This is a genomic window from Delftia acidovorans NBRC 14950, assembly GCF_001598795.1.
Taxonomy (GTDB): domain Bacteria; phylum Pseudomonadota; class Gammaproteobacteria; order Burkholderiales; family Burkholderiaceae_C; genus Comamonas; species Comamonas acidovorans.
The window spans coordinates 92,922-113,623 of sequence record NZ_BCZP01000005.1; the positions used below are offsets into that span (position 1 = coordinate 92,922).

A 20,702-nucleotide genomic window follows, 5' to 3' on the forward strand; every position below is an offset into this window, starting at 1 on the left:
TGGTGCAGGCCGTCGCCAGTCGGCCAAGAGCGGACGCCTACCAAAGAACGCATCAAGGAAGTCTGCCAAACCGTCTCACACTCAAGGAGTGTCGCCGTTGGCAGACTCGAACAACTCGGGGGCTCCAGGCGACTTGCGCACGTATGATTCCCACCAGCCGTTGGCTGCCCGGGCCTGGCTGGATCCGTTTTCACACCCGCGGGGAGGAAGATGCACAACGTGCAGTTCGAGATTTCGAAACCCACCGAAGATGGGGCCTTCGAAGACATGTGTGCCCGCATCTACGGGACTGTCTTCAATGATCCATTGCCGCAGACGAACGGGCGCCGGGGTCAGAAACAAGGCGGCATCGATGTGTTCATCGATGCACCAGAAGGCCGGCTAGGCGTTCAATGCAAGAGGTACGCAGACGGTGCCCTGAAGCTCAAGCACGTAGAGCATGAGGTCTCAGAAGCAGACAAGGCGAACACCCCAATCGTACGCCTCATCGTCTCTACCACTGCCACGAGTGATGCGGTGCTTCTGCGGGAAGTGCAGGACCTGTCCGATGCCAGGGTGGCTAAGGGGAAGTATCCAGTCAAGATTGAGTTCTGGCAGGACCTCTGCCGGCACATTCGCGGCAGTTCGAAGCTCCAGAACGACTACGCTCCCAATGCACCTGGCGCCGTCTTTCACCGCTTGGATGAACAGAACTCAGGGATTGAGGCGAACCTGCTCAGCATCAACTCCAAACTGGAAGTTCTGACTGGCCTGCCCAGCGGCCGTGCCGACTCGGTCAATAAGTTCCTTACTTCGCAACTTGACGCCGTCAACGATGTGCTTCGAGCCTCAAGGTTCAAGGATGCCTTTGAAGACTTGCAGCGTATCGGCGCGGACATGTCGCTTTTCGATGCTCACCAGCAGGCACGCTGGTACGTGCAGCGGGGCGTCTGCACGTGGCATCTGGAGAGCGGCGCTGCTGCTGCCCCTGACTTCCTTCGCGCCTCCGAGCTGTATCCCGACGACGAGAAAATCGCAGCTGCGAAGGTGAGAGGCCTCCTCTTCACTGACAAGGTCGACGAGGCACTGGCCGCAGGACATGAGGCACTGGCAAGGTATCCCGTATCAGTCCACGTCTGGATTGCCCATGCCAATGCCAGGATGGTCAAGGGTCACACCCTGGCGCTCGCTGATGCACCGGCCGCGATGCGCGACGACTGCGATGTGCTGCAGCTCCTTGCTTGGGCGCGGAAGAAGGCCGGAGACCTAGCTGGCGCCGTCGAGCTTAGCGCCAAAGCATTGGCCAAGCCGAACGCTGCGTTCTTTGTCAGGAACACGGCGCTGGTGTTGGCACTCGAGGCAGCTGCCTGCGACCCCGTAAAGGTCGCACATGGTCTGGTGGGCGAAGCAGCAATCGCCGCGCTTAGGCAGGCAGTCGAAGCGCTCACCCCGCGAAAAGACCAGGTTTGGGCGGTGCAATCGCCGGGCTCAGTCGAAGAAACGCTGGTGCACCTTGGCTACAGCTACCTTGTGCTGGGTGCGCCTGGTGAGACTTTGGCTCTTATCGAGGAGGCCCGACACGCCGGCGTGCTGCCCCCTCGGCTGAAACGCGTCGCACTAGAAGCCTATCGTAGACTGGGCCGCTCAGACGAATTGGACCAACTTGGTCGGGAGTGGCTGGAAGATCTGGAGGAAGAGGCGTTGATTCTGGTCGCGGAGCATGCCGCTGATGTGGGCGATGTTCAGCTGGTCGAGGCAGTGCAAGCCTTGGTGACGCAAAAGGGCTACCAGCAGGCAGAGGTGCCGCACTTGCTGCTCGCTATGCGGTGGGTCGCTCTTTGGCGCTCGGGCACCGGCAAGCTGCAAGCGCTGACGGAGGTCAAGGCAGCGGATGTTGCGAACTCAAACAGCCTCGCCGTCATATGTGGCGGCGCCCGGATACTGCATGCGGATAAAGACGAAGTGACAGCCGATGCCGCGATTGAAAAGGCCTGCACCCTGGTGTCAAAGGACACTGCTTCGGCAGAGCGACTCTTGCTCGCGGACCTGCTCTTCGCCACGGACAAGCTGGAGTTTGCCGCTCGTCAGTACGAGCTACTCGCCCCACGCGGCAAGCACTCCGAGCTCCACAACCGGCTGCTTCGCTGCTATGTGCGCACGGGCGCACTCCGCAAGGCGAAGGAACTGATCTTGTCGTTTCCAGACACCTGGACAAGCGACGAACGAACTTTGAGTCTCGCAATTGACCTAGGACAGCAGGCATCAGACTGGGAGTTTCTGGTTCCCCTTGCTGAGTTGCATTGCGAGCGGCGGCCGCAGGAGGCCGGCGGCTGGTTGCTACGTCTCGCGCTCGACCTCAAGATGCGCAAGATGGCCCGATTCCACCATGCGCTTGAGTCGGTTCCGGCCGACTTGTCAGGGCCACCAAGACTCCTTTCTCAGGTTGCGTCACTTGAACTCCGCTTCGGCCGCAAAGAGACCGGCATGCTGCGGCTGTATGGCATGTTTCGTCGCAACCTCGACGATGTAGATGCAGCCTCAGCCTACTTCATCGCCCTAGTTGCCGCACCTCAAGAGCTTCCATTCATGGAAGAGGAACTGACGGAAGTTCAGCCTGGGGTTGCCGTGACGCTCAAGAACGAATTGGGCGAGACGGTGACACTGTCTCTGGACCCGGCGGGTTTGCCGGGCCTCCCAGCTCGCGAAGGCATGGTCGCTCCGTCCGATGATCTAGCCCGCAGCCTACTGGGCGCGGCCGTGGGCCAGCAAGTCTCTCTGCCCGGACCCTTCGGAACCGAACTGCGCTTCGTTGTCGAAGGGGTGACAAGTACCTTCCGGCGGCTGCTTCACATCGCGCAGGCACGGGTCAACTCGCCTGTTGCTTCAAACCTGCCGTTGATGTCCGTTCCTGTCCCGAAAACAGACAAAGGGGTCGATTTCAGCCACGTGCACGCCATGCTGAAGCGGCAGTCCGAGCACTCACGCCGCGCGCTTCAAGGCTACGCGGACAGCCCCATCACGCTGGGAATTTTGGGCAAGCTGCTCGGCCGAAGCGTGATAGACATGGTCGCTGGTTGGCCGTCTGACGCGCCGCCCTTGTTCGTGTGCGATGGCACCAAGGAGCAACGGGAGGCTGCTGTTGAACTGCTCCAACGGCATGACGTCGAGTATGTTGTTGACGCTGCAACCATTGCCGAACTGGCGTCACTTGACTGTCTTGCCGCCCTGGCGGCGTTACCTCGCGTCTATATCTCTACGAAGTCCGTTGAGACTCTCGAAGCTCGACTCGAAGAGGCGAAGGTCGAACGCTCCGACGGGCAGATGTTTGATGACAACGGCACGATGCGGTTTGTCGAGTACACGACCCAGGACAGGGAGCGGCAGACCGCGTTCATTCAAACCATGGTTGACGCCGTCCGACTGCACTGTGTGATGGCTCCTGCTTATGGCCCGGAAGAGATTCCGGCAGACCTGGAGCGAGCGCAGGACGTTCTCGAAGACGAGGAACTCGCTGCACTGCTACTGACATCGGAAAAGAACGCAACCCTGTTCACCGTTGACGGGCGACTCGCTCAGTTTGGTCTTGCATCGGCGAAGCTCAAGTCGGTGTGGCCGCAGGAGGTTCTCCGGTACGCCGGAGAACGAGGGGAACTGACGCCCCAGCAATACACCTACGCTGTCGTTCGGATGTTTCTGCGGAATCGCAGCTTCGTCTCGCTAGGCTCGTACGACTTGGTGTTCATGTGCTTGCAAGGAGGCTACGCGCTAACCGAGGGGCTTCAGCGATTCAAGGACTACTTGGCCTCCGGTTCCACTGAGCTTGTGTCGGCTGTTTCTGTTGCGTTCGAGTTCCTCGAGCTTCAAGCGCAACACCCCACTCAGTTCAAGGCGTTTGCGGAGCTCATGGGCCACATCGTCGAAGCGAGCCTTCGCCATCCGCACTGCAATCAGGAGGTACTCTTAAAGTTCGCACTTGATTTTGCAAGCGATATGGCACTCAAGAGCAATGGTACCTTCATACCGTACTCTCTTGCCGAGGGCTACAGGCAGGCGCGCATGCGTGTCTACGCCAAGGTCCTCGGGGATGCGGTTGAGGCCGCCGAACGGCTAGCCAGTTCACCTCCGCGTCGACGAGCAATCAAGCTGCGTGCGTTGAAGTGTACGCAGCCTCCGTATCTCACGTTCGATGGTGAGGCGAGGGATCCAGTCGAGCCACCTATCCAGCAAGTGGACGCGGCGCGCGGAGAAGACTTTCAAGCCGAAGGTGTTACGACCACGTTAGGCAGCAGTCAGGCAGTGATGCCGCCCCGCGCTGACGAAGCGGATGAACGTGCTGAAGATGCGACAACTAAACAGGAGCCGCAGCGAAGCACAGGGGGCGACTTGACGGTCAACTTCGAAACGGGCTCCGTTCCCCGAAAGCAGTCAGAACCCGATCCACTAACAATCCTAAAAGTGCCACTGGAAAGCTAAGACCCAGCCTACTGGTTTAGTTCCGCAGGTTCCTCTGCGATATTATTACGTTTAGGCGCCGCATCACACACCCTCGATAAAGTGGAGAAGCATGGACTGGCTTACGTTCATCAGCAAGTTAGTTGACTCTTTAGCATGGCCAGTGGCAGGAGTTCTTCTGGGCCTCATCTTCCGCAAGAAGCTACTTGACCTGATTCCATTACTCCGCAGGGTGAAGGCGGGTCCATTGGAAGCTGAGTTCGAGATCGCAGCAAAGCAAGTACTGGCAAGCACCGCTGAGCTGACCTCGAAGCAGCAGACACCAGATGTTGCCCAAACGGGAACTCAACCGAACGAGGGAGACACAGCAGAGAAATTGCTTACAGCAAGATCTGAACCGACCGCAACCATCATCGAGGGTTGGTCAACATTGGACGGAGAGTTGTATAAGCTTGGACGTCAGACTGGAATCGTGGTTGATCCACTTGAAAACCAACTCAAGGTGTATCAGGCCGTCATGGATTCAAACGTAATTCCAGTCGAGACAAGGCAGTTAGTGAAAAACCTTCGGCTGTTGCGAAATCAAGTCGCTCACGCGAAGGTCATTCCCACGCCCGAATCCGCACAGGACTATTTGGTGTCTATCGAGCGCGTGGTCGAACTCATACGCAACTACCGGAAAAACCTGCCTGGCTACACTGCCGATGTTCGCTAAGCACGGGAGCTCCTATGGCAAGCCACTAGGTGAGATTCGCCTCAAATGTCGAGCATCCGCAGGAGATACCCGTCACCGACCGACGTTAGTCGCGACCCATGGCTGCCGCCCGAAAGGCCGCGTGCCGGCGCGCGTATTGCTGCGAATGCAGGTCTCGGCTTCCGAAGATCGCATCTTTGCTTACGAGCTGAAGCGGTCATCGCTCATCTTCCTTCAAGTTGAGTATATATTTGTTACGTAATTAAGACCTCTCCTGCAAGCTAGCGAACCAAGCCAGCTTCTATGGAAGAAGAACCCATGTCAACGTGATTGAAGTAATGTCCCGACTAATTAGACCTGCAGATATTCCGGAAACACTTTGGCATGCCAAAACAACGTGTTTGCATCTTGCCCCGACACTTCGGAGAGCTTGGGAGCACTTGCTACTACACGCCGGACTCGAAGATAAGGCTCGGCTACCGGTTCCTGAGGGAAGAATCGGCGGCTTGAGTAAGGAAGATACGGACGATCATCTGGCATGGCGCTTCAGTGGGTCGTCGGCGCGGGTTCAGCTCAGTTTTCTCGATCCAGAGGAAAAACTTACTGAGGTGGCAGATGCGTTTGCAAAAGTCTTTTCTGGTGGAACCGTGTTGCTTGCAGACCTACCCTGCGGCTCAGGTGCTGCAGCATTGACGTTGCTGGCAAACATTGCTGAGTTGCGGCGCCAAGACCGAATCCCACGTAACCCGCTTAACGTCAAGATTGTTGGCGGTGAGTTGTCAGAGTTCGCACGAGGCTATGCCGACCTAGCAACAAAACACATCAAAGATGCGTTGGCCGAACAAGCAATCTGGGTATCCGCTGAGTTTCTTTCCTGGAATGCATTGGATAAATTTTCTACAGCAGAACTAACTAACCGCCTGACCGTGCTTGGCCAGGAATGTTCAGCCCGCCTAATAGTTCTGGCCAATTTTTCCGGATTTTTACAGCGCGAGGGAAAATGGAAGGAGGCTCTCCCTCAATTTGAAAACTTATTCCTGCATGGCCGAGCTCATAACAGTTTTGTACTCTGGATTGAGCCGCAAACAAACGAGGTGCTTGGCTCTGGGGGATTCTTCAGTAGAGCTATTAATTGGTTTAAAAAACTGTTTTCAGCACATCACACTAAGGACGAGCAAGATGCTCTAGTTGTTGAGAACCTCGGAAAGAGTGCTGCTGACGTCCAACACCCATTAAAGGATCATCAATTCAAAGTTCAACTAGTAGTTCAGCGCTTCGATTTACCTTTGAACGGAGCGAAGGCATGAGGCCACAGCTACTCGCACTGCGCACAGCCAATGAGTACCGCACACGTGACATTATGGCCTACCTTGGGTTGCGCTATTACTTTGCCAATCAGTGCGCACGCAGGGATCGCTGGGCTGAAGAGGTGTCTTCTCATCTTGTGATGAGCGGCAGCAGTGCTTATTTCGAGTCCCTGCATTTCAAGGATATTCGCTCTGACGGCTTGGTTGGCTACCGCAGCATTTTTGTGCCTGGCCCCAATGAGTCTTATGCTGAAGCCGCATTGCTCTCCGAGTGCAGTCGACACGCAGTATTTCGTTCACCCAGCTTTGTCTTTAGCTATCGTTTGGCAGAGGGCGAGGAAACTCAAGGGGTCTACAAGCCTTACTTCATGGGGTTACAAGAGCGGCAAAAAAAAATTGCCGATGCATGCAAAGCAGGCGCAGGTCAGGTTGTGCGCTATACCGATATTAAACGATTTTATCCGAATATATCCTATGAGCTGGCAATTGGTGCTTGGTTGAAGGCATGCGATGCAACTAAAATAGCCACCTTGTACCGTGATTTAGGTATAAAACTTTTAACTCAACACGCACAGGTATGTCAGACAGCCGCTCATGGCAAGGGATTGCTTACCGGCCCCATGTTCAGTCACCTAATTGCCAACCTTGTGTTACGCGATGTTGACGAAGCAATGTCTGCGGCCTTCCCAATGCGTTACTTCCGCTATGTGGATGACGTAGTCCTGGTAGGATCAGCAGCAGAGGTTTCCACAGGCCGGTCGCAATTGGCAGCGATGTTGACAGAGTTAGGGCTTGAATTGCATGAGAACGGCACGGGTAAGGACTTTGAGCTCGCTTCTGATGATTGGCTGCATGGAGAGGGGGATTTCAGCGGAAAAGACTCATACAACTGGATGCTCTTTGTTCATGACATTAAGCAGTTCCTAATTTCACAGCCATCGTCTCGTGCCAACCTAGTTAATAGATTTGCTGCAGAGGGATTCAGGATACCGTTGCTGGATTACAGCATGCAAGTCAGTGATGCGAGGTATCAAGAACGATTTTTTAACCAATTGCGCCGCTATCCTTGGTTATTAAAGAAAATATTCCGACGGGCTACTCCAAACACGCTTTTGATTTCTGCACAAAACCTTCGGGCTGAATTTTCAAATAGTTTGTTTAAAATCCTGGACGCCGGCCATGATTTGGATGGTTACGCTCGTAAGAGGGTCGTTACTAAGATTCGTTATTTCGCCGGCAGACTACTCTACCTAGCCAAAACTGAAGATTTGGCAAAAATTGCAGAGCGGCTGCGGCGATATCCAGAGCTCGCCATGCTTGCGGAAATACTCCACGCAGTCGGCACACGAGACGTCACGCAACTTTTGCGATTGGGTAATAATGCGGCCCAATCGGCTGCGCAGCCCCTAAAAATTACTCCCGGCGTAATCACTTGCCAAATCGAATCTTGGGGTTCCGCAGAACGTAAGAGCTTGGCCATTTTGCGAGCAAACGGTATCAGCGTTGCCGGTCCGGCCGACGATGAACTCAATCGCTTCGCTTTATGGAACGAGCGCGGGCATGAGCTAATGAGTGCAGGCGATCCCTTCATCAAGGAAATAGCCTGCCTGCACGGGATTTCAGAACACCCCCGCCATCCCGGGATTCTTGAGACGGCACTGGATCACGGTGAGGAACTTGCCTTCGATGCGACGACGCCGATTGATACCTACTGAGCTTCAATGACTGGTGGTGAGCGCAAGGGCCGCAAGAGCAGACGACTGAGAATGTCTCAGATCAGCCTGAAGCCGTCGTTCAAACGTCTGCGGTGGCCTACTGCTGACACACAGGCCTTGAACAACTGATCTGCGAAGAAAGCAAAACAGGTGACGTTGCCCTCGCAATTCACTGCAAAGCCCCTCATTCAACACGTCCCTGCCCCCTCCATCCAGCACCCCTACGTAACCGCTTTGGGCAGCTCCCGCACGCCCACACCTGCTACGATCCCCCCGGTGCTCAACACACCTTCATAGGCGGAAGTCACTCCCGAAAGTCAGTGGCGTTTCGTCCATACGCTTTGTCTTGCCTTGCAATCCAGGGCAAGTCTTGTTTATGGCCGGGCTGCCCGCCGCTGCACAAAGCCATTGCGGCAAAGACAGACGGGCAACCCTATGACCGTGTTGACATAGGAGGCCATTCATGGCTTTGCGATCCCCCTCCCGTGCCGTCCCCGCAGACGACATCACCCCCCAAACCCTCCACTTCGGCGACATCCCGATCCGCACGTTCTCCAAGAACGGCGTGATCTGGTTCCTGGCCAAGGATGTGTTCACCGCCCTGGGAATCTCCCGCCACAAGCTGACCACCGGCAAGCTCGCTGACGACCAGCGCTGCACCGTCCGCCTTGCCAGCGAGCCCGGCCGCAAGCCCAGGCGCGAAGCCTTGGCGGCCGTCAACGCGGACGGCTTGCATGCACTGATCCAGGCCAGCCCCTCACCTGAAGCCAAGCGCTTCAGGCGCTGGGTGCAGCGCAAGATGCTGGGCGCCAAGGATGCCCCGGCCAAAGACAGCAAACCCAAGTACAAGACCCGGCCCAGGCGCGATGCCAGGCACCCGCCCCAGAGCCTGATCCCGGGGCCTGCGCCCAAGGTCTTCCGCCGCATCCGCACCTGCGATGACCTGTCTTTCACACGGCGCAATGCGAAGGGGGAGCGCATTCAGTGGTTTGTGCCGCCGCGCGTGAACAGCGGGCATGAGCACTACGGGATTGGAGAGATCTGGTTCAGCGAGGTGGTGGAGCTGGCCCGCCACAACCCCAGGCATGCCTATGACGCCATGCGGTTTGCGGGGCCGGAGATGGCGCGGTACTGGAACCATGGGCACCCTGACGGGTTCTTTGACCGCATGGCACGTTGGGCGCTGGGGGCCATTCTGGCCAATGCGCAGGAGCCCGCGCTGCCGTTCGAGCTGCCCTGCCTGGGCTTTGCGCCGCTGGAGGGCATGGAGGCCATGCTGGCGACTGCGGCTGCGCCCCGGCCGCTGCCGGATCATGTGCAGGAGGCCATCGACAGGCAGGCCTGGCAGGAGGCGGCCGAGTGCCAGCGGCATTACTACGAGCGCCGCCGCCGTGACCTGATGGCGCGGCACGACTGACGCGGGCGTCAAATGCCACTCCTTTACCCCAGGAGTGGCCAGCGGCTGGCCGGGAAGTGTTCCGGCGCCTTGATTCCGAAGTGGGTGAAGCCTGGTATTGCGAAGTGACCAGGGCAGGCCAGAGCACCCCGCAAAAACTGTGGATGAGCGATGTGCCCGGCTTCATTGACCGGCGCGACTCTTTCAAGACCGCCGAGATCAGCGGCAACAGCTACATCGTCAAGAGTCGCCTGGGCCGGATGGTCTTCGAGACTCCGCTGGCGTAGCGCCCAACTGCCCCCGCCATTTCCGTTGCTGGAGCGCGCTCAGGGCAAATCGATCTTCAGCCCGCGCCCGGTCTGCACGGCCACGTGGTGCGCATCCTTCAGGGCACGGGCCAGCTCTGGATCGGTCTCGTCGAACTCCTTGACCGCAACGCTGCCGATGGTGATCTGGTGCAGCCTGGAGCGATCCAGGCCCCGGTCCAGCAGCACCGCACGCACGTATTGCAGCTGTTGCGCCAGGTGTTGGAAGACATCGTGACCTGGCAGGGCCAGGGCACGTTGGGCCACCAGCGCCAGGGCGCGATCGATGTATTCAAGGGGCGTCAATGGGATTCAACCGGTTCATGGAGTGGCTGCAGAGCATGCCAGAGCGCCGCGGGCCTGAGAGGGCGGGCCGCTGGAGCCAGGGGCTTCAGGGCCTCCATGCTCCCCTGGCCTCACCCGGTGACTCTCAGAAACTGTCCCAGTCGTCATCGGCCGTGGAGGCCATGGCGACGGGCTTGGCGGCGGCCGTTTTTGCCGGGGCCGCCGGGGCTGCGGGCTTGGCCGCGGCAGCGCTGGGCGCCAGCGCCGGGGCACGGTGGATTGCGTCGCTGGTTGTTGGCGCGGCGCTCGCTGCGCGGGCCGCAGTCTGCAGCGGCGCACCGCTGCCGCCCGGCAGCCTGAAGACCGAGACCACGCGCACCAGTTGATCGGACTGGTGGCGCAGGCCTGCGGCGGCGCCGGCCATTTCCTCGACCAGGGCCGCGTTTTTCTGCGTGGTCTGGTCGATGTGGGTGATGGCCTCGGCCACCTGGGCGACGCCGCTGTTTTGCTCGGCGCTGGCGTGGCTGATGTCCGAGATGAGCTGGGTGACCTTGCGGATTTCCTCCATGGCCTGCTCCATGGTTTCCCCGGCAAACGCGGCCTCCTGGTTGCCGGTGTGGATTTCGGCCACGCTGTGGCTGATGAGCTGCTTGATTTCCTTGGCGGCCTCGGCGCTGCGGCCTGCCAGGGCGCGCACTTCCTCGGCCACCACGGCAAAGCCCCGGCCATGCTCGCCCGCCCGGGCCGCTTCCACGGCGGCGTTGAGGGCGAGGATGTTGGTCTGGAAGGCAATGGAGTCAATGACGCCGATGATGTCGGCGATCTTCTTGCTGCTGGCGTCTATGCCCTGCATGGTCTGCACGACCTTGCGCACGGCCTGCCCGCCTTCGGTGACGACGCGCTGGGCCTCGCGCGTAATGCGGTCGGCCGATTGCGCGTGGTCTGCGTTGTGGGCCACGGTGGAGCCCAGCTCCTCCATGGCGGCGGCGGTCTGCTCCAGCGCGCTGGCTTCGCTTTCGGTGCGGGCGGCCAGGTCCTGGTTGCCCTGGGCGATTTCCGCGCTGGCCAGGGCCACGCTGTGGGCCTGTTCGTTCACGCTGCCGACCACGCGCGTCAGGCCCGTGCTGGTGGTGTTCATGGCTTCCAGCAGGTGGCCGATTTCATCCTGGCGGTCGCTGGCGATGCGCACGGTCAGGTCGCCATCGGCAATGGCGTAGGCCATGTGGCTGGCCTGCTTCAAGGGGCGCACGATCATGCGGCGGATGAGCCAGAACCATGCCGCCGACAGCAGCAGCACGGCGCCCAGGCCCATGAGGGCGAACTGCAGGACCAGGCTGCGGGTCTCGGACACGGCTTCGTCCACGTAGGCGCTGGTGGCAATGACCCAGTTCCAGGGTGCGTATTGGCTGAAGACGACCAGCTTGTCGCGGGCCTGGGTTTCGCCCGGATTGGTCCAGGGATAGGCCATGCTGCCCTGCTTGCGGTCCAGCATGTCGCGGATGAAGAAGCGGCCATCGCCGTCCTTGGAATCGCTCATGTTCTGGCCTTCCAGGGCGGGATGCACGACCAGTTGGCCGCGCTGGGGGCCGTCTTCGGCATTGAGCACGTAGTAGTAGCCGGTCTGGCCCACCTTGAGCGCGCGGATGGAGTCCTTGAAGTGCTCCAGCAGTTGCGAGAAGTCCTGGCCCACGAAGGCGATGCCCACGGTGGCGCCGGAGGCGTCCTTGAGCGGGCGGTATTGCGTCATGTACTGGCGGCCGAACAGGTGGGCCAGGCCCATGTAGCTTTGGCCGGCCTGGATGGCGGCGTAGGCGGGATGGGCGCGGTCCAGCCGGCTGCCCAGCACGGCCGCGCTCTGGTCGCCTTTCTCGTTTTTGAGCGTGGTGGCAATGCGCACGAAGTCGCCCTGCCCCTGGGCCGCAAACACCGTGGCCACGGCGCCGGTGCTGCGCGTGAAGGCCTGCAGGTGCGCATCGTTGCCGTTGAGCGGCTGGCCGTCCAGGCTCAGCACGGGTTCGCCGCCGCTGGTGTCCAGGCTGAGCGTTCCCTGCAGGCTGCGCGCCAGGCTGTCGGCCAGGAACTGGGTGCGCTGGCGCAGTTCCTTGTCGGTGGACTCGACGAAGTTGTGCAGCATCTGGACGCCCTGCTGCATCTCGTTGTGCATTTTTTTCTGCAGGGACTTGCTCACATCCCAGGCAATGCCCAGCACCAGCAGCGCCAGGATGGCGGCGACCCAGACAAAATTGGTGAGTGACAGCTTTGCGCCCAATCCTTGGCGGCGCCAGAAACGTTGACCGATGTGCATTGATGCATCTCCTGTGCGGCGTTGTGCGCCGCTGTTGTGCGCGCACAGGCGGGGAATGCCTGCGTGCCAAGCCATGCTGACCAAAGTCAAGCCCTGGTGATTCATGGGCCGAAGCGTATCGACGCTGCCGCATGCGGGATTTGAGATGGGTCAAGGAAGTAACCAAGTGTTGCAATGACAGCGTCCGGCCATCGCCGCAGGCTTCGGCCAACGCCCGCCAGAACGGCTGGGGCACAAACAGGCGCATGACAACGATGCCGAGGTGGCGGGCTTTGTCACCGAAGCCGCCAACGTGCGCTACCTGGAGACCGAGCTGGCGTTGGAGGGTGGCGGCATCCACTGCACGACACAGCAGCAGCCGCGTTGATGCGCGCCTACGGCAATAAGAATCGTCTTAGCCTTGGCGGCGCAAGGCCGGGCAAGACTGGAGAGCGGTATATCGATCCGTTTTTTCCAGAAATGCAGCCAAAGAGAACGTCCCAGAAACTGTGCGACCCGTGCTACGAATTGCTGAGCAATACGAGCCTGTCAACGCCCCACCCCGGACTGAGGTTCCGCTTTTACTCACTGGAGCAGGACGCCAATTTCGTGAACTATGACTGCGTGCATTGCCAGGCGCCCCTGGCGATGAAGACAAGCCGGCGCGGGGCACTTCTGGGGTTTCGCCTGATGCCGTCCGAACCGTACTATCCCCTGGGTGAGGGGGACATCGAGGACGGCGGCCCGGCGCAAGGCCAGGCGCTAAAAGGGTGACCGGCTTGTGCAGCCCGCAGGCCGGTCAGTCGAAGAGATGGTGCTCGGCGCAGAAGGCCGCCAGGTCCTGGTTGCTGTCCACGTTCAGCTTGCGCATGGCGGAGTTCTTCTGGAGGCTGACGGTCTTGACGCTGCGCCGCAGCCGTGCGGCGATTTCGGTGATGGACTCGCCATTGGCGAAATGCCTGAGAACTTCGAACTCGCGCGGCGAGAGGCTGTTGGCGCGCTCGGCCAGGAAAACGGACCGCTCCTGCCTGGGCGTGTCGGCCTGGAATGAGGGCGAATAGTAGCGGGCATTGAGGCGGACACACTGCAGCGCCGCCATGATCTGGGTGAGCGGCTCTTCCTTGAGCAGCACACCGGCGACGCCGGCGTCATACAGGGCCGAGATGATCATGGGATTGGAGACGGTCGTCAGCACCAGCACCTTGATGTCCGGGAAGTGGCGTATCAGATAGTCCACGTAGCGCAGGCCATCGCCATAGACATCGTCGCCCGGCATGGAGTAGTCGGTCAGAACCACGTCCAGGGGGTTCGATCTGGCGTATTGCATCAAGGACGATGGCGTGCTGAACGTGGCCACGACCTGGAGATTGGGGTCCTGCTCCAGGAAGTCCTTGACGCCAAGCAGGACCACGGCGTGGTCGTCCACGACAGCAATGCGCAGTTTCAGTTTCATGGGATCGCAAGCAAAGGGTTAGGGCTGGGGCAATTGCGCCATCATGGCGCGAAGGTCGGCCAAGAGGTCGTCCAGCAGGACTGACAGCCCGGCCTGCAGGCCGGGCTCCCGGGTGCCGTTCGGGAGCTGGTCCTCCAGCGACTGGGTGCGCGCGGCAAGCTCGTGCATCCTGGCCAGCAGCAAGGCGCCGCGCATGCGATGCAGCGCCTGCGCGGCCAGGTCGGGCCGGCGCTCCTCCAGGCCACGGGCCAGCATTGCGATGTCGTCGTTCATGCACTGTACGAAGACCTGCCGGTGCGTCTGCAGCACGTTGGGCTCCGACAGGGCCGCAGGCTGCGGGGTATCCCCCGCCGGGGTACCGGCCTGGGCAGGCGCCGGACGGAGCCGCTTTTTCGGCGCGAACTTCTCCAGGGTGCGGACCAGCGTGCGCAACTGGATAGGCTTGACCAGCCAGGCATTCATGCCGGCATCCAGGCAGCGGTTTTCCTCGTCCAGCATGGCATTGGCGGTCACGCCGACGATGGGGCAGGCAACGCCCTCCGAGCGCAGCCGCTCCGCCAGTTCGTAGCCGTTGAGGTAGGGCATGTTCACGTCCGTCAGCACCAGATCGTGCGGGCTGATGTCCCACAGCGCCAGCGCCTCCTCCCCGTCGTCGGCGACCGTGACTTCGCAGCCCAGGCTCTCGAGCTGGCCGCGCAGCGTCACCTGGTTGACGGGATTGTCCTCGGCGACCAGCACGCGCAGGTCGAACAGGGGCAGATCGGAGCCGGAGCCGGCCGAGCGCTGTGCGCCGCCGAGCACTTGCGCAATGCCCAAGCCGATGCTCATAACGTTGTGCCCGTCGATGCCCCGGTTGTCCGGCGAGGAAAGGTTCAGGTGCGGCCCCATCCATCCGGGCGCGGGGCTGTCCGCCGGCAACAGGGCGTCCAGCAGCAGCTCATCGTCATGGGCCGCCACCGGGGCGGCTGCCGCCGCGCGGGCCTGGCCGCCCCAGCGCCGCAGCCAGGCACAGATGTTGTCCGTCAGTTCCGGGTGGGGAGTGCGCACCGCGATGCGGGCACCCTTGAGCTCGGGCGCCTCCTCCTCCTGCGCGACGGTCTCCAGCCCCAGCTCGAACCAGAACCGGCTGCCCAGGCCGGGCTCGCTCCAGACCTCGATGGAGCTGGACATCATCCGGGCCAGGCTCCAGCAGATGGACAGGCCCAGGCCCGCTCCACGGGCAGTGCGGCTGCTGTTCTTGACGAGATAAAAGGGTGTGAAGAGCTCGCCATGCAGGGATTTTTCTATGCCCACGCCCGTGTCGCAGACCTCGAACACCAGCCGGACCTGCGAGGCCGTGCCCGGCACGCTGCGCAGGCGGACGATCACATGGCCGGCCTCCGTGAACTTGATGGCATTGCTGATGAGATTGCCCAGGATCTGGCGGATGCGCACCGCATCGCCCAGCACCGACTCGGGCACCTGCGCGTCCACGCAGGAAAACAGCAGCAAGCCGTTTTGCTGCGCCATGGCGGCATAGGAGCTGGTGCAGTTTTGCACCAGCTCCCGGGGATTGAACGGGGCCTTTTCCAGTTGCAACTGGCCCGCCTCGATCTTGCTGGTGTCCAGGATGTCGCTGATGATCTGCAGCAAGATGGACGAGGAGGCTTCGATACGGTCCACATACTTGCGCTGCAACTGCGTGAGCTCGGTCAGGCCCAGCAGTTCCAGCGTGCCCAGCGCGCCATACAGCGGCGTGCGGATCTCGTGGCTCATGGTCGCCAGAAAGGTGGACTTTGCCTCGTTGGCCTCGTCCGCCGCGATTCTTGCCCGCTCCAGATTGCTCTCGATTTCTGCGCGCGCACTGACGTCGGCAAACACGCACAGCGTCACATCCTGGCCCAGGTAGCGGGTGGGCGCGTAGGCCACGTAAAGCGTTCGGCCCTGCGCGGTGACCAGCTGCTCCATGGTTCCTGCGGCCCTGGCGTGGACAATTTCATCCAGCGCTGCCCTGTTTTCCGGCGAGCCGGGGCGCAGGTAGCCATCGGCCGAGTGCAGCCACTCCTGCACCAGCGAGTTGCTGAAGATGATCTTTCCACTGCCGTAGGCGACAAGGCAGACAGCCACGGGGGCGGTTTCGATCAGCGTCCTGTTGAATTGATTGCTCTCGACGATGACCCGCTGCGCTTCCTGGGCAGGCGCAATCACCTTGCGGTTGAACCAGCGGGTATAGGCAATACCGGCCAGCAGGCTCAGCAGCAGGGCCAGCACCAGGCCGGCAGAGGGCGCGAACAGCCGGCCCTGGAAAAAGGTGGCGTAGTCCACCTGGTAGTAGCCGGTCCACCGGCCGGAGGCATCCTCGGTCTTGAGGATCAGGCCATTGCGCGTGTACCGCATCCCCGCCTCGTCCACCTGCGGCACCGGGCCGGTGCCCATGAGCACGCCGAAATCCCGGTGCTCCAGCCAGAAAAGATGCCTGGGCAGCGTATGGATGGATCTTTCTATCGCGCTGATGCGCTGGCGGCTGAAAAGGATGGCGGCGTAGATCGGGCTTGTGGCGGCTTCGTCGCCGGCATCGATATGGCTTGAAAAGCCGGCTGCGACCATGCCGATCATCTTTTCCGGGAACTGGGGCGACCGGAACCAGACGATCTCCTGCGCCGGTGGCGTGGAGCCGGCGCCCGGCCGGGCATCGGCGGCCCTGGCCCGCAGATGCGCCTTGACGGCGGCAATCGTGCTGTCGAACATTTCCTGCGTGACGCTCTCATTGCCGATGGGCACGTCGATGGCCGGCACGCCGATGCTGATCGCCCCGTCCTCCTTGGTGAAGAATGCCGCGGCTGCCGGGAAGTAGGAGCCTGCCCAGAAGGAGGAATAGCCCGCGGCCAGGGAGCTGCCCAGCGAGAAAAGCCGGTCCGGGAGCGTGTCGCAGGCCGCGCGCGCAGAGCATTGCAGTGAAAAGGGAATGCCGCCGATGGCCTCGCGGCCACGGAACATGCGGTAGTCCGCCTGCGCAGGTGCGGGTACGTCGACGATGGTGGCGACTCTCTGGTCCGGCAGCGCTTTCCAGGACTCGTTGCGGCCCTTGAGCCGCCGAAGAAAGATCTCCTGCTCGTCGAGCGAGCCGACGATGGCGGAGAAGTTCAAGGCCAGGCGGCCCTGCTCCTGCTCGAAGATCCTCTCAGAGCCCCACAGCAGCACGGCGATGAGGAAGATCGCAAGGGGAAGCACTCCAAACAGTACCCGGTTCTGCCAGCGTGTGGTGCGTGTGATCTTGCTGAACGGGGAGTCGGGCATGGACGCCTTGCGTGCTTGGGTCAGGTGGGGTTGCCTTGGTGTCGGGGTTCGGATGCCAGCATAAGGGCAAATTCGCTGGCGGGCACCGCGGCGGACAGCAGATATCCCTGCACGCAATCGCATCCGATGCTGCGCAGCAACTCCAGGTCCTGGGTGGTCTCCACCCCTTCCGCCGTCACCGTCAGGCCCAGTTGCCGCCCCAGCTGCACCGACGACGTCAAGGCCGCAGTGCGCACCTCGTCACCTGCGGCGCCGGCCACGAAGGCCCGGTCTATCTTCAATTCGGTGAAGGGCGTGGAGATGAGGCTGTACATCGAGCTGTAACCCCGCCCGTAGTCATCCTGGGCCAGGCCGAAGCCTTTGAGCCGCAGGCGGCTCGCGCACATGTAGTAGTTGGCGGGTATGCCGACGGCCTGGTCCTCCAGCAGCTCGAACGTGATGTTCTCCGCAGCGATGCCGCACCGGGCCGCCATGTCGTGCAACTCATCCGGCAGCCCGATATCGTCCAGCAACGGTATCGGCAAGTTGACGGACACAGGCACGACATGTCCGGCACTGCGCCAGGCCAGGTGCGCTGCCATGGCGTCTTCCATCATGCGCACCAGCAAGGCATGGTCCAGGCCATGGAACCGGATGGCGGACATGAACGAGCCCGGCATCATGAAGCCGAACTGCCGATCGTTCCAGCGTGCCAGCGCTTCCACACCGACGGTGTGGCCCGTGAGCAGGGATTTCTTGGGCTGGAACCAGGCCTGTATGGTTTTCTCCTCCAGCGCCTGGATCAGGTGTGCCTTGGCGAAAATCGGCCGTTCCTTGATGCCTGGAGCGCTTTTCCTCTCGTAGGCACGCAAGGACCTGAGTTGGCTGGCCAGGACCTGGACATGGTCCGCACCGAACGGCTTTTGAAACATCCCGATGACGGAAAAGCCGGACTCCTTGGCCATGAGACTGACACTGTTCATCAACCGGCGCGAGCAGGAGCTGGATATGACGAGCATGGGATGCAGGCCGCGCTGGCTCAGTTCATTGATGAACTGCAGGCCGTCCATGTCGGGCATTTTCAGGTCGGTGATGACGAGGTGGAATCCGCCATCGCGCAGCATTTGCAGGGCATCGCGTGCGTTGCAGGCAATGTGCGTGTCCACGATTCCCGCCTCCATGAGCAGGCTGCGCGTGTGCTCGCAGCACAGGGCGTGGTCGTCAAGAATGAGTACTTTGAATGTCGACAGCATGGGATCAGGTCCTGCATTGCTTGATGTGGTTCAGGGTGGTGCGCAGCACCGCCAACGTGAATGGCTTGCACAGCAGGCTGTCGAAGCCGGCCGGCAGTCCGTCGCCCTGCCCTTGCGCCTGCGTCTGCCCTTGCGGCTGGGCATTGGCCGTCAGCCCGACGATCGGGCGGCCGTAGCCACGCTTTCTGAGCGCACGCGCCAGGGCCAGGCCGTCCAGCAGCGGCATGTGCAGGTCGGTGAGAACGGCGTCGAATTCGAGCAGGCCGGGCATGGACAGCGCGTCCTGTCCATTGCTGGCCTGCTGGACCTCGCAGCCCAGCACCTGCAGTTGCTCTCGCAGGATGATTCTGTTGATGGGGTTATCCTCGACGATGAGCACACTCAGCCCCATCGGCTCGTGGACCTGGGGAACGGCGGCGTACAGGTCAGGGCGCGCGCCCGGCGCAATGCCCTGCTGGGCCATGCCCAGCGCCTGGCCCACGGCCAGCACGCCAGGCATGCTGGTTTCCCACACACGGGCCTGCAGGGTTTCGCGGGGAACCTCGCCCGGCGCCAGCGCCAGAACGCATTTGCCCGTCCATTGCGGACGGCGCACCGACCGTGGCCAGGCTTGCACCAGTACCGCCTGTTCATTGGAGCCCTGCACCTGCTCCCGGTAGGGCTGGGCCATGGCGCCCCAATGCCGCAGCCAGGCGCACAGGTTGTGCACGACTTCCGGAATGGCGCCATCCACGTAGACGGTGTGCGGCAACAGGCTGGGCACTGCCTCATAGCCTGCCGCGCTTTCGCGCGGCAGGCGCAGCTCGAATGACACGCAGGTCCCCAGTCCCGGCTGGCTGGCGGCCGTCAGCCGCCCGCCCATCTCCTGGCTGAGGCGCAGGCAGATGGACAGTCCCAGGCCCGCGCCCTGGACCTGCCGCTGCGTGGCCGCATGGGCACGGAAGTACGGGTCGAACAGGAAGGGCTGCTGCTCCGGATCGATGCCAATGCCCGTGTCCTGCACCTGGAACCGCAGGTCGGTGCCTTCCTCGCTGTCGCCCATGACCTGCAGGCGGATGGCCACATGGCCGGAGAACGTGAACTTGATGGCATTGCCCACCAGGTTGTCCAGGATCTGCCGCAGCCGCAAGGCATCGCCCACCAGCAGGGGCGGCGTTTTCACATCGGAGACGGCATACAGCTGCAGCCCCTTTTGCTCGGCACGCGACAGCAGGCCCGCGGCCACGCTGTCGAGCAGTTCGGTGGCCGAGAACGCATGGGCCTCCAGTTGCAGCCGGCCCGCCTCGATGGCCGACAGGTCCAGGCTGTCGTTGACGATGCGCAGCAAGGAGGCCGACGCCTGCTGCATGGCCCCCAGGTAGCGGGTCTGTTCGGAAGGAGCCCTGGACAGCGCCAGCAGCTCCAGCGTTCCCAGGATGCCAAAGAGCGGCGTCCGTATTTCATGGCTCATGGTGGCCAGAAACTGCGTCTTGGCCTGGCTGGCCGATTCGGCGCGCAGCTTGGCATCGACCAGCGCTGCCTGCGCCTGCCTGAGCGCCGTCACATCGCTGACCAGGCAAAAAACCACCGGCTCGCCTGCGTGGCTGGTGTGCGTGGTGCTGACCTCCACCAGCCGACCGTCTCCCAGCACCAGCTCGCGCCGGCCTTCCTGCGCGCCCTCGGCAACGGCATGCTCGAACCACGAAGAATCACTGCACACCCACTGCCGCGCCAGTCCGTTGGACAGCAGCAGGCTGCGATCGCTGCACCGCACCAGCGCCAGGCCCACGGGTGCCGTGTCCAGCAGCTTTCGGCAGAGCGCATCACCGGCGGCGCAGGCGCCTGCCCGGCTCCAGGCCGAAGCCGGCACGCCGCGGCGCAGCCGGCGCACGCACCATGCAAGTGCAGCCATGAAGGCAAGTCCCAGCGACACGGACCCCAGCAGCAGCCAGACATGGGCCCTGACCAGCTGCCGCGCGGGCTCCCAGCGGTCTGCAAGCCATCCGGCGTTGTTCGCGGATTTGCGCAGCAACAGGGATTCGGGAAGCGCCCGGCCTGCCTGCATCAGTGAATGGAGCGGCCCGGGCTGGCCCTGCGCTGCGCTGGCGCGCCACGGCCAGGCATAACCGGCTTGCGTGTGGATGGCTGCGTGCGTGGCCCCCACCGCAGCGTCCAGCAGCAGGAAACATCGGTCCATGAAAAACAACTGAATGTCTCGCACGGGCACATGGCCCAGGCTGCGCGATGGCGTCGCCGGGGCGGTGTCGTCCCTGCCGCCGTGACCGGCACAGGCCAGCATGGCCATGATCGCCAGTGCAAATGCCATCAAATCACGCCGTGCCAGG

The 20,702-nt window shown here is 61.7% G+C and carries 14 protein-coding genes; 8 read left to right on the forward strand and 6 right to left on the reverse strand.

Annotated elements, in window-relative coordinates; genetic code table 11:
- Positions 1 to 210 precede the first annotated feature (210 nt).
- From DA1_RS08075 to DA1_RS31250, 6 genes are all read left to right on the forward strand, one after another.
- Positions 211 to 4,452, forward strand: coding sequence for a PIN domain-containing protein (locus DA1_RS08075; RefSeq protein ID WP_034392332.1), 4,242 nt, complete (start codon positions 211 to 213; stop codon positions 4,450 to 4,452).
- Between the two features lie 91 nt (positions 4,453 to 4,543).
- The gene (locus DA1_RS08080) at positions 4,544 to 5,146 is read left to right on the forward strand and encodes a hypothetical protein (protein WP_062794111.1); all 603 of its coding nucleotides are present in this window, start codon (positions 4,544 to 4,546) and stop codon (positions 5,144 to 5,146) included.
- Between the two features lie 485 nt (positions 5,147 to 5,631).
- Positions 5,632 to 6,432: a hypothetical protein gene (locus DA1_RS30295; protein WP_155294205.1), complete on the forward strand. Its 801-nt coding sequence runs from the start codon at positions 5,632 to 5,634 to the stop codon at positions 6,430 to 6,432.
- The gene (locus DA1_RS30300) at positions 6,429 to 8,147 is read left to right on the forward strand and encodes an RNA-directed DNA polymerase (protein ID WP_155294204.1); all 1,719 of its coding nucleotides are present in this window, start codon (positions 6,429 to 6,431) and stop codon (positions 8,145 to 8,147) included. Before DA1_RS30295 ends, DA1_RS30300 begins: the two co-directional genes overlap by 4 nt.
- A 463-nt stretch (positions 8,148 to 8,610) precedes the next feature.
- Positions 8,611 to 9,564 carry a BRO-N domain-containing protein gene (locus DA1_RS08085; RefSeq protein ID WP_034392330.1) on the forward strand — a complete coding sequence of 318 codons (954 nt, stop codon included), beginning with the start codon at positions 8,611 to 8,613 and terminating at the stop codon, positions 9,562 to 9,564.
- Between the two features lie 143 nt (positions 9,565 to 9,707).
- Complete coding sequence (locus tag DA1_RS31250; protein WP_255288105.1) at positions 9,708 to 9,830, forward strand: hypothetical protein; 123 nt, start codon at positions 9,708 to 9,710, stop codon at positions 9,828 to 9,830.
- Between the two features lie 39 nt (positions 9,831 to 9,869).
- Here the strand turns inward: DA1_RS31250 and DA1_RS08090 are convergent, their stop codons facing one another.
- Positions 9,870 to 10,154 carry an immunity protein Tsi6 family protein gene (locus tag DA1_RS08090; protein WP_034392327.1) on the reverse strand — a complete coding sequence of 95 codons (285 nt, stop codon included), beginning with the start codon at positions 10,152 to 10,154 and terminating at the stop codon, positions 9,870 to 9,872.
- A gap of 124 nt (positions 10,155 to 10,278) precedes the next feature.
- A complete protein-coding gene (locus tag DA1_RS08095; RefSeq protein WP_034392323.1) occupies positions 10,279 to 12,438 on the reverse strand; it encodes a methyl-accepting chemotaxis protein in 2,160 nt (719 codons plus the stop codon).
- A 262-nt stretch (positions 12,439 to 12,700) separates the two neighbouring features.
- Here DA1_RS08095 and DA1_RS31255 point away from each other — a divergent pair, with 262 nt between their 5' ends.
- Entirely contained in the window at positions 12,701 to 12,805 is a 105-nt protein-coding gene (locus DA1_RS31255) for an agmatine deiminase family protein (RefSeq protein WP_221632757.1), read from the forward strand.
- The gene (locus tag DA1_RS08100) at positions 12,805 to 13,191 is read left to right on the forward strand and encodes a hypothetical protein (protein WP_230590757.1); all 387 of its coding nucleotides are present in this window, start codon (positions 12,805 to 12,807) and stop codon (positions 13,189 to 13,191) included. The genes DA1_RS31255 and DA1_RS08100 overlap by 1 nt, the downstream gene beginning before the upstream one ends.
- 25 nt (positions 13,192 to 13,216) lie before the next feature.
- Here the strand turns inward: DA1_RS08100 and DA1_RS08105 are convergent, their stop codons facing one another.
- Genes DA1_RS08105 through DA1_RS08120 form a run of 4 tightly spaced genes read right to left on the reverse strand, consistent with a single transcriptional unit; the run spans position 13,217 to position 20,683 of the window.
- Positions 13,217 to 13,870: a response regulator gene (locus tag DA1_RS08105; protein WP_034392317.1), complete on the reverse strand. Its 654-nt coding sequence runs from the start codon at positions 13,868 to 13,870 to the stop codon at positions 13,217 to 13,219.
- Positions 13,871 to 13,888: 18 nt separating this feature from the next.
- Complete coding sequence (locus tag DA1_RS08110) at positions 13,889 to 17,146, reverse strand: hybrid sensor histidine kinase/response regulator (RefSeq protein ID WP_034392314.1); 3,258 nt, start codon at positions 17,144 to 17,146, stop codon at positions 13,889 to 13,891.
- Between the two features lie 20 nt (positions 17,147 to 17,166).
- Entirely contained in the window at positions 17,167 to 18,378 is a 1,212-nt protein-coding gene (locus tag DA1_RS08115) for an EAL domain-containing response regulator (protein WP_034392311.1), read from the reverse strand.
- A 4-nt stretch (positions 18,379 to 18,382) separates the two neighbouring features.
- Complete coding sequence (locus DA1_RS08120) at positions 18,383 to 20,683, reverse strand: ATP-binding protein (protein WP_155294203.1); 2,301 nt, start codon at positions 20,681 to 20,683, stop codon at positions 18,383 to 18,385.
- Positions 20,684 to 20,702 lie beyond the last annotated feature (19 nt).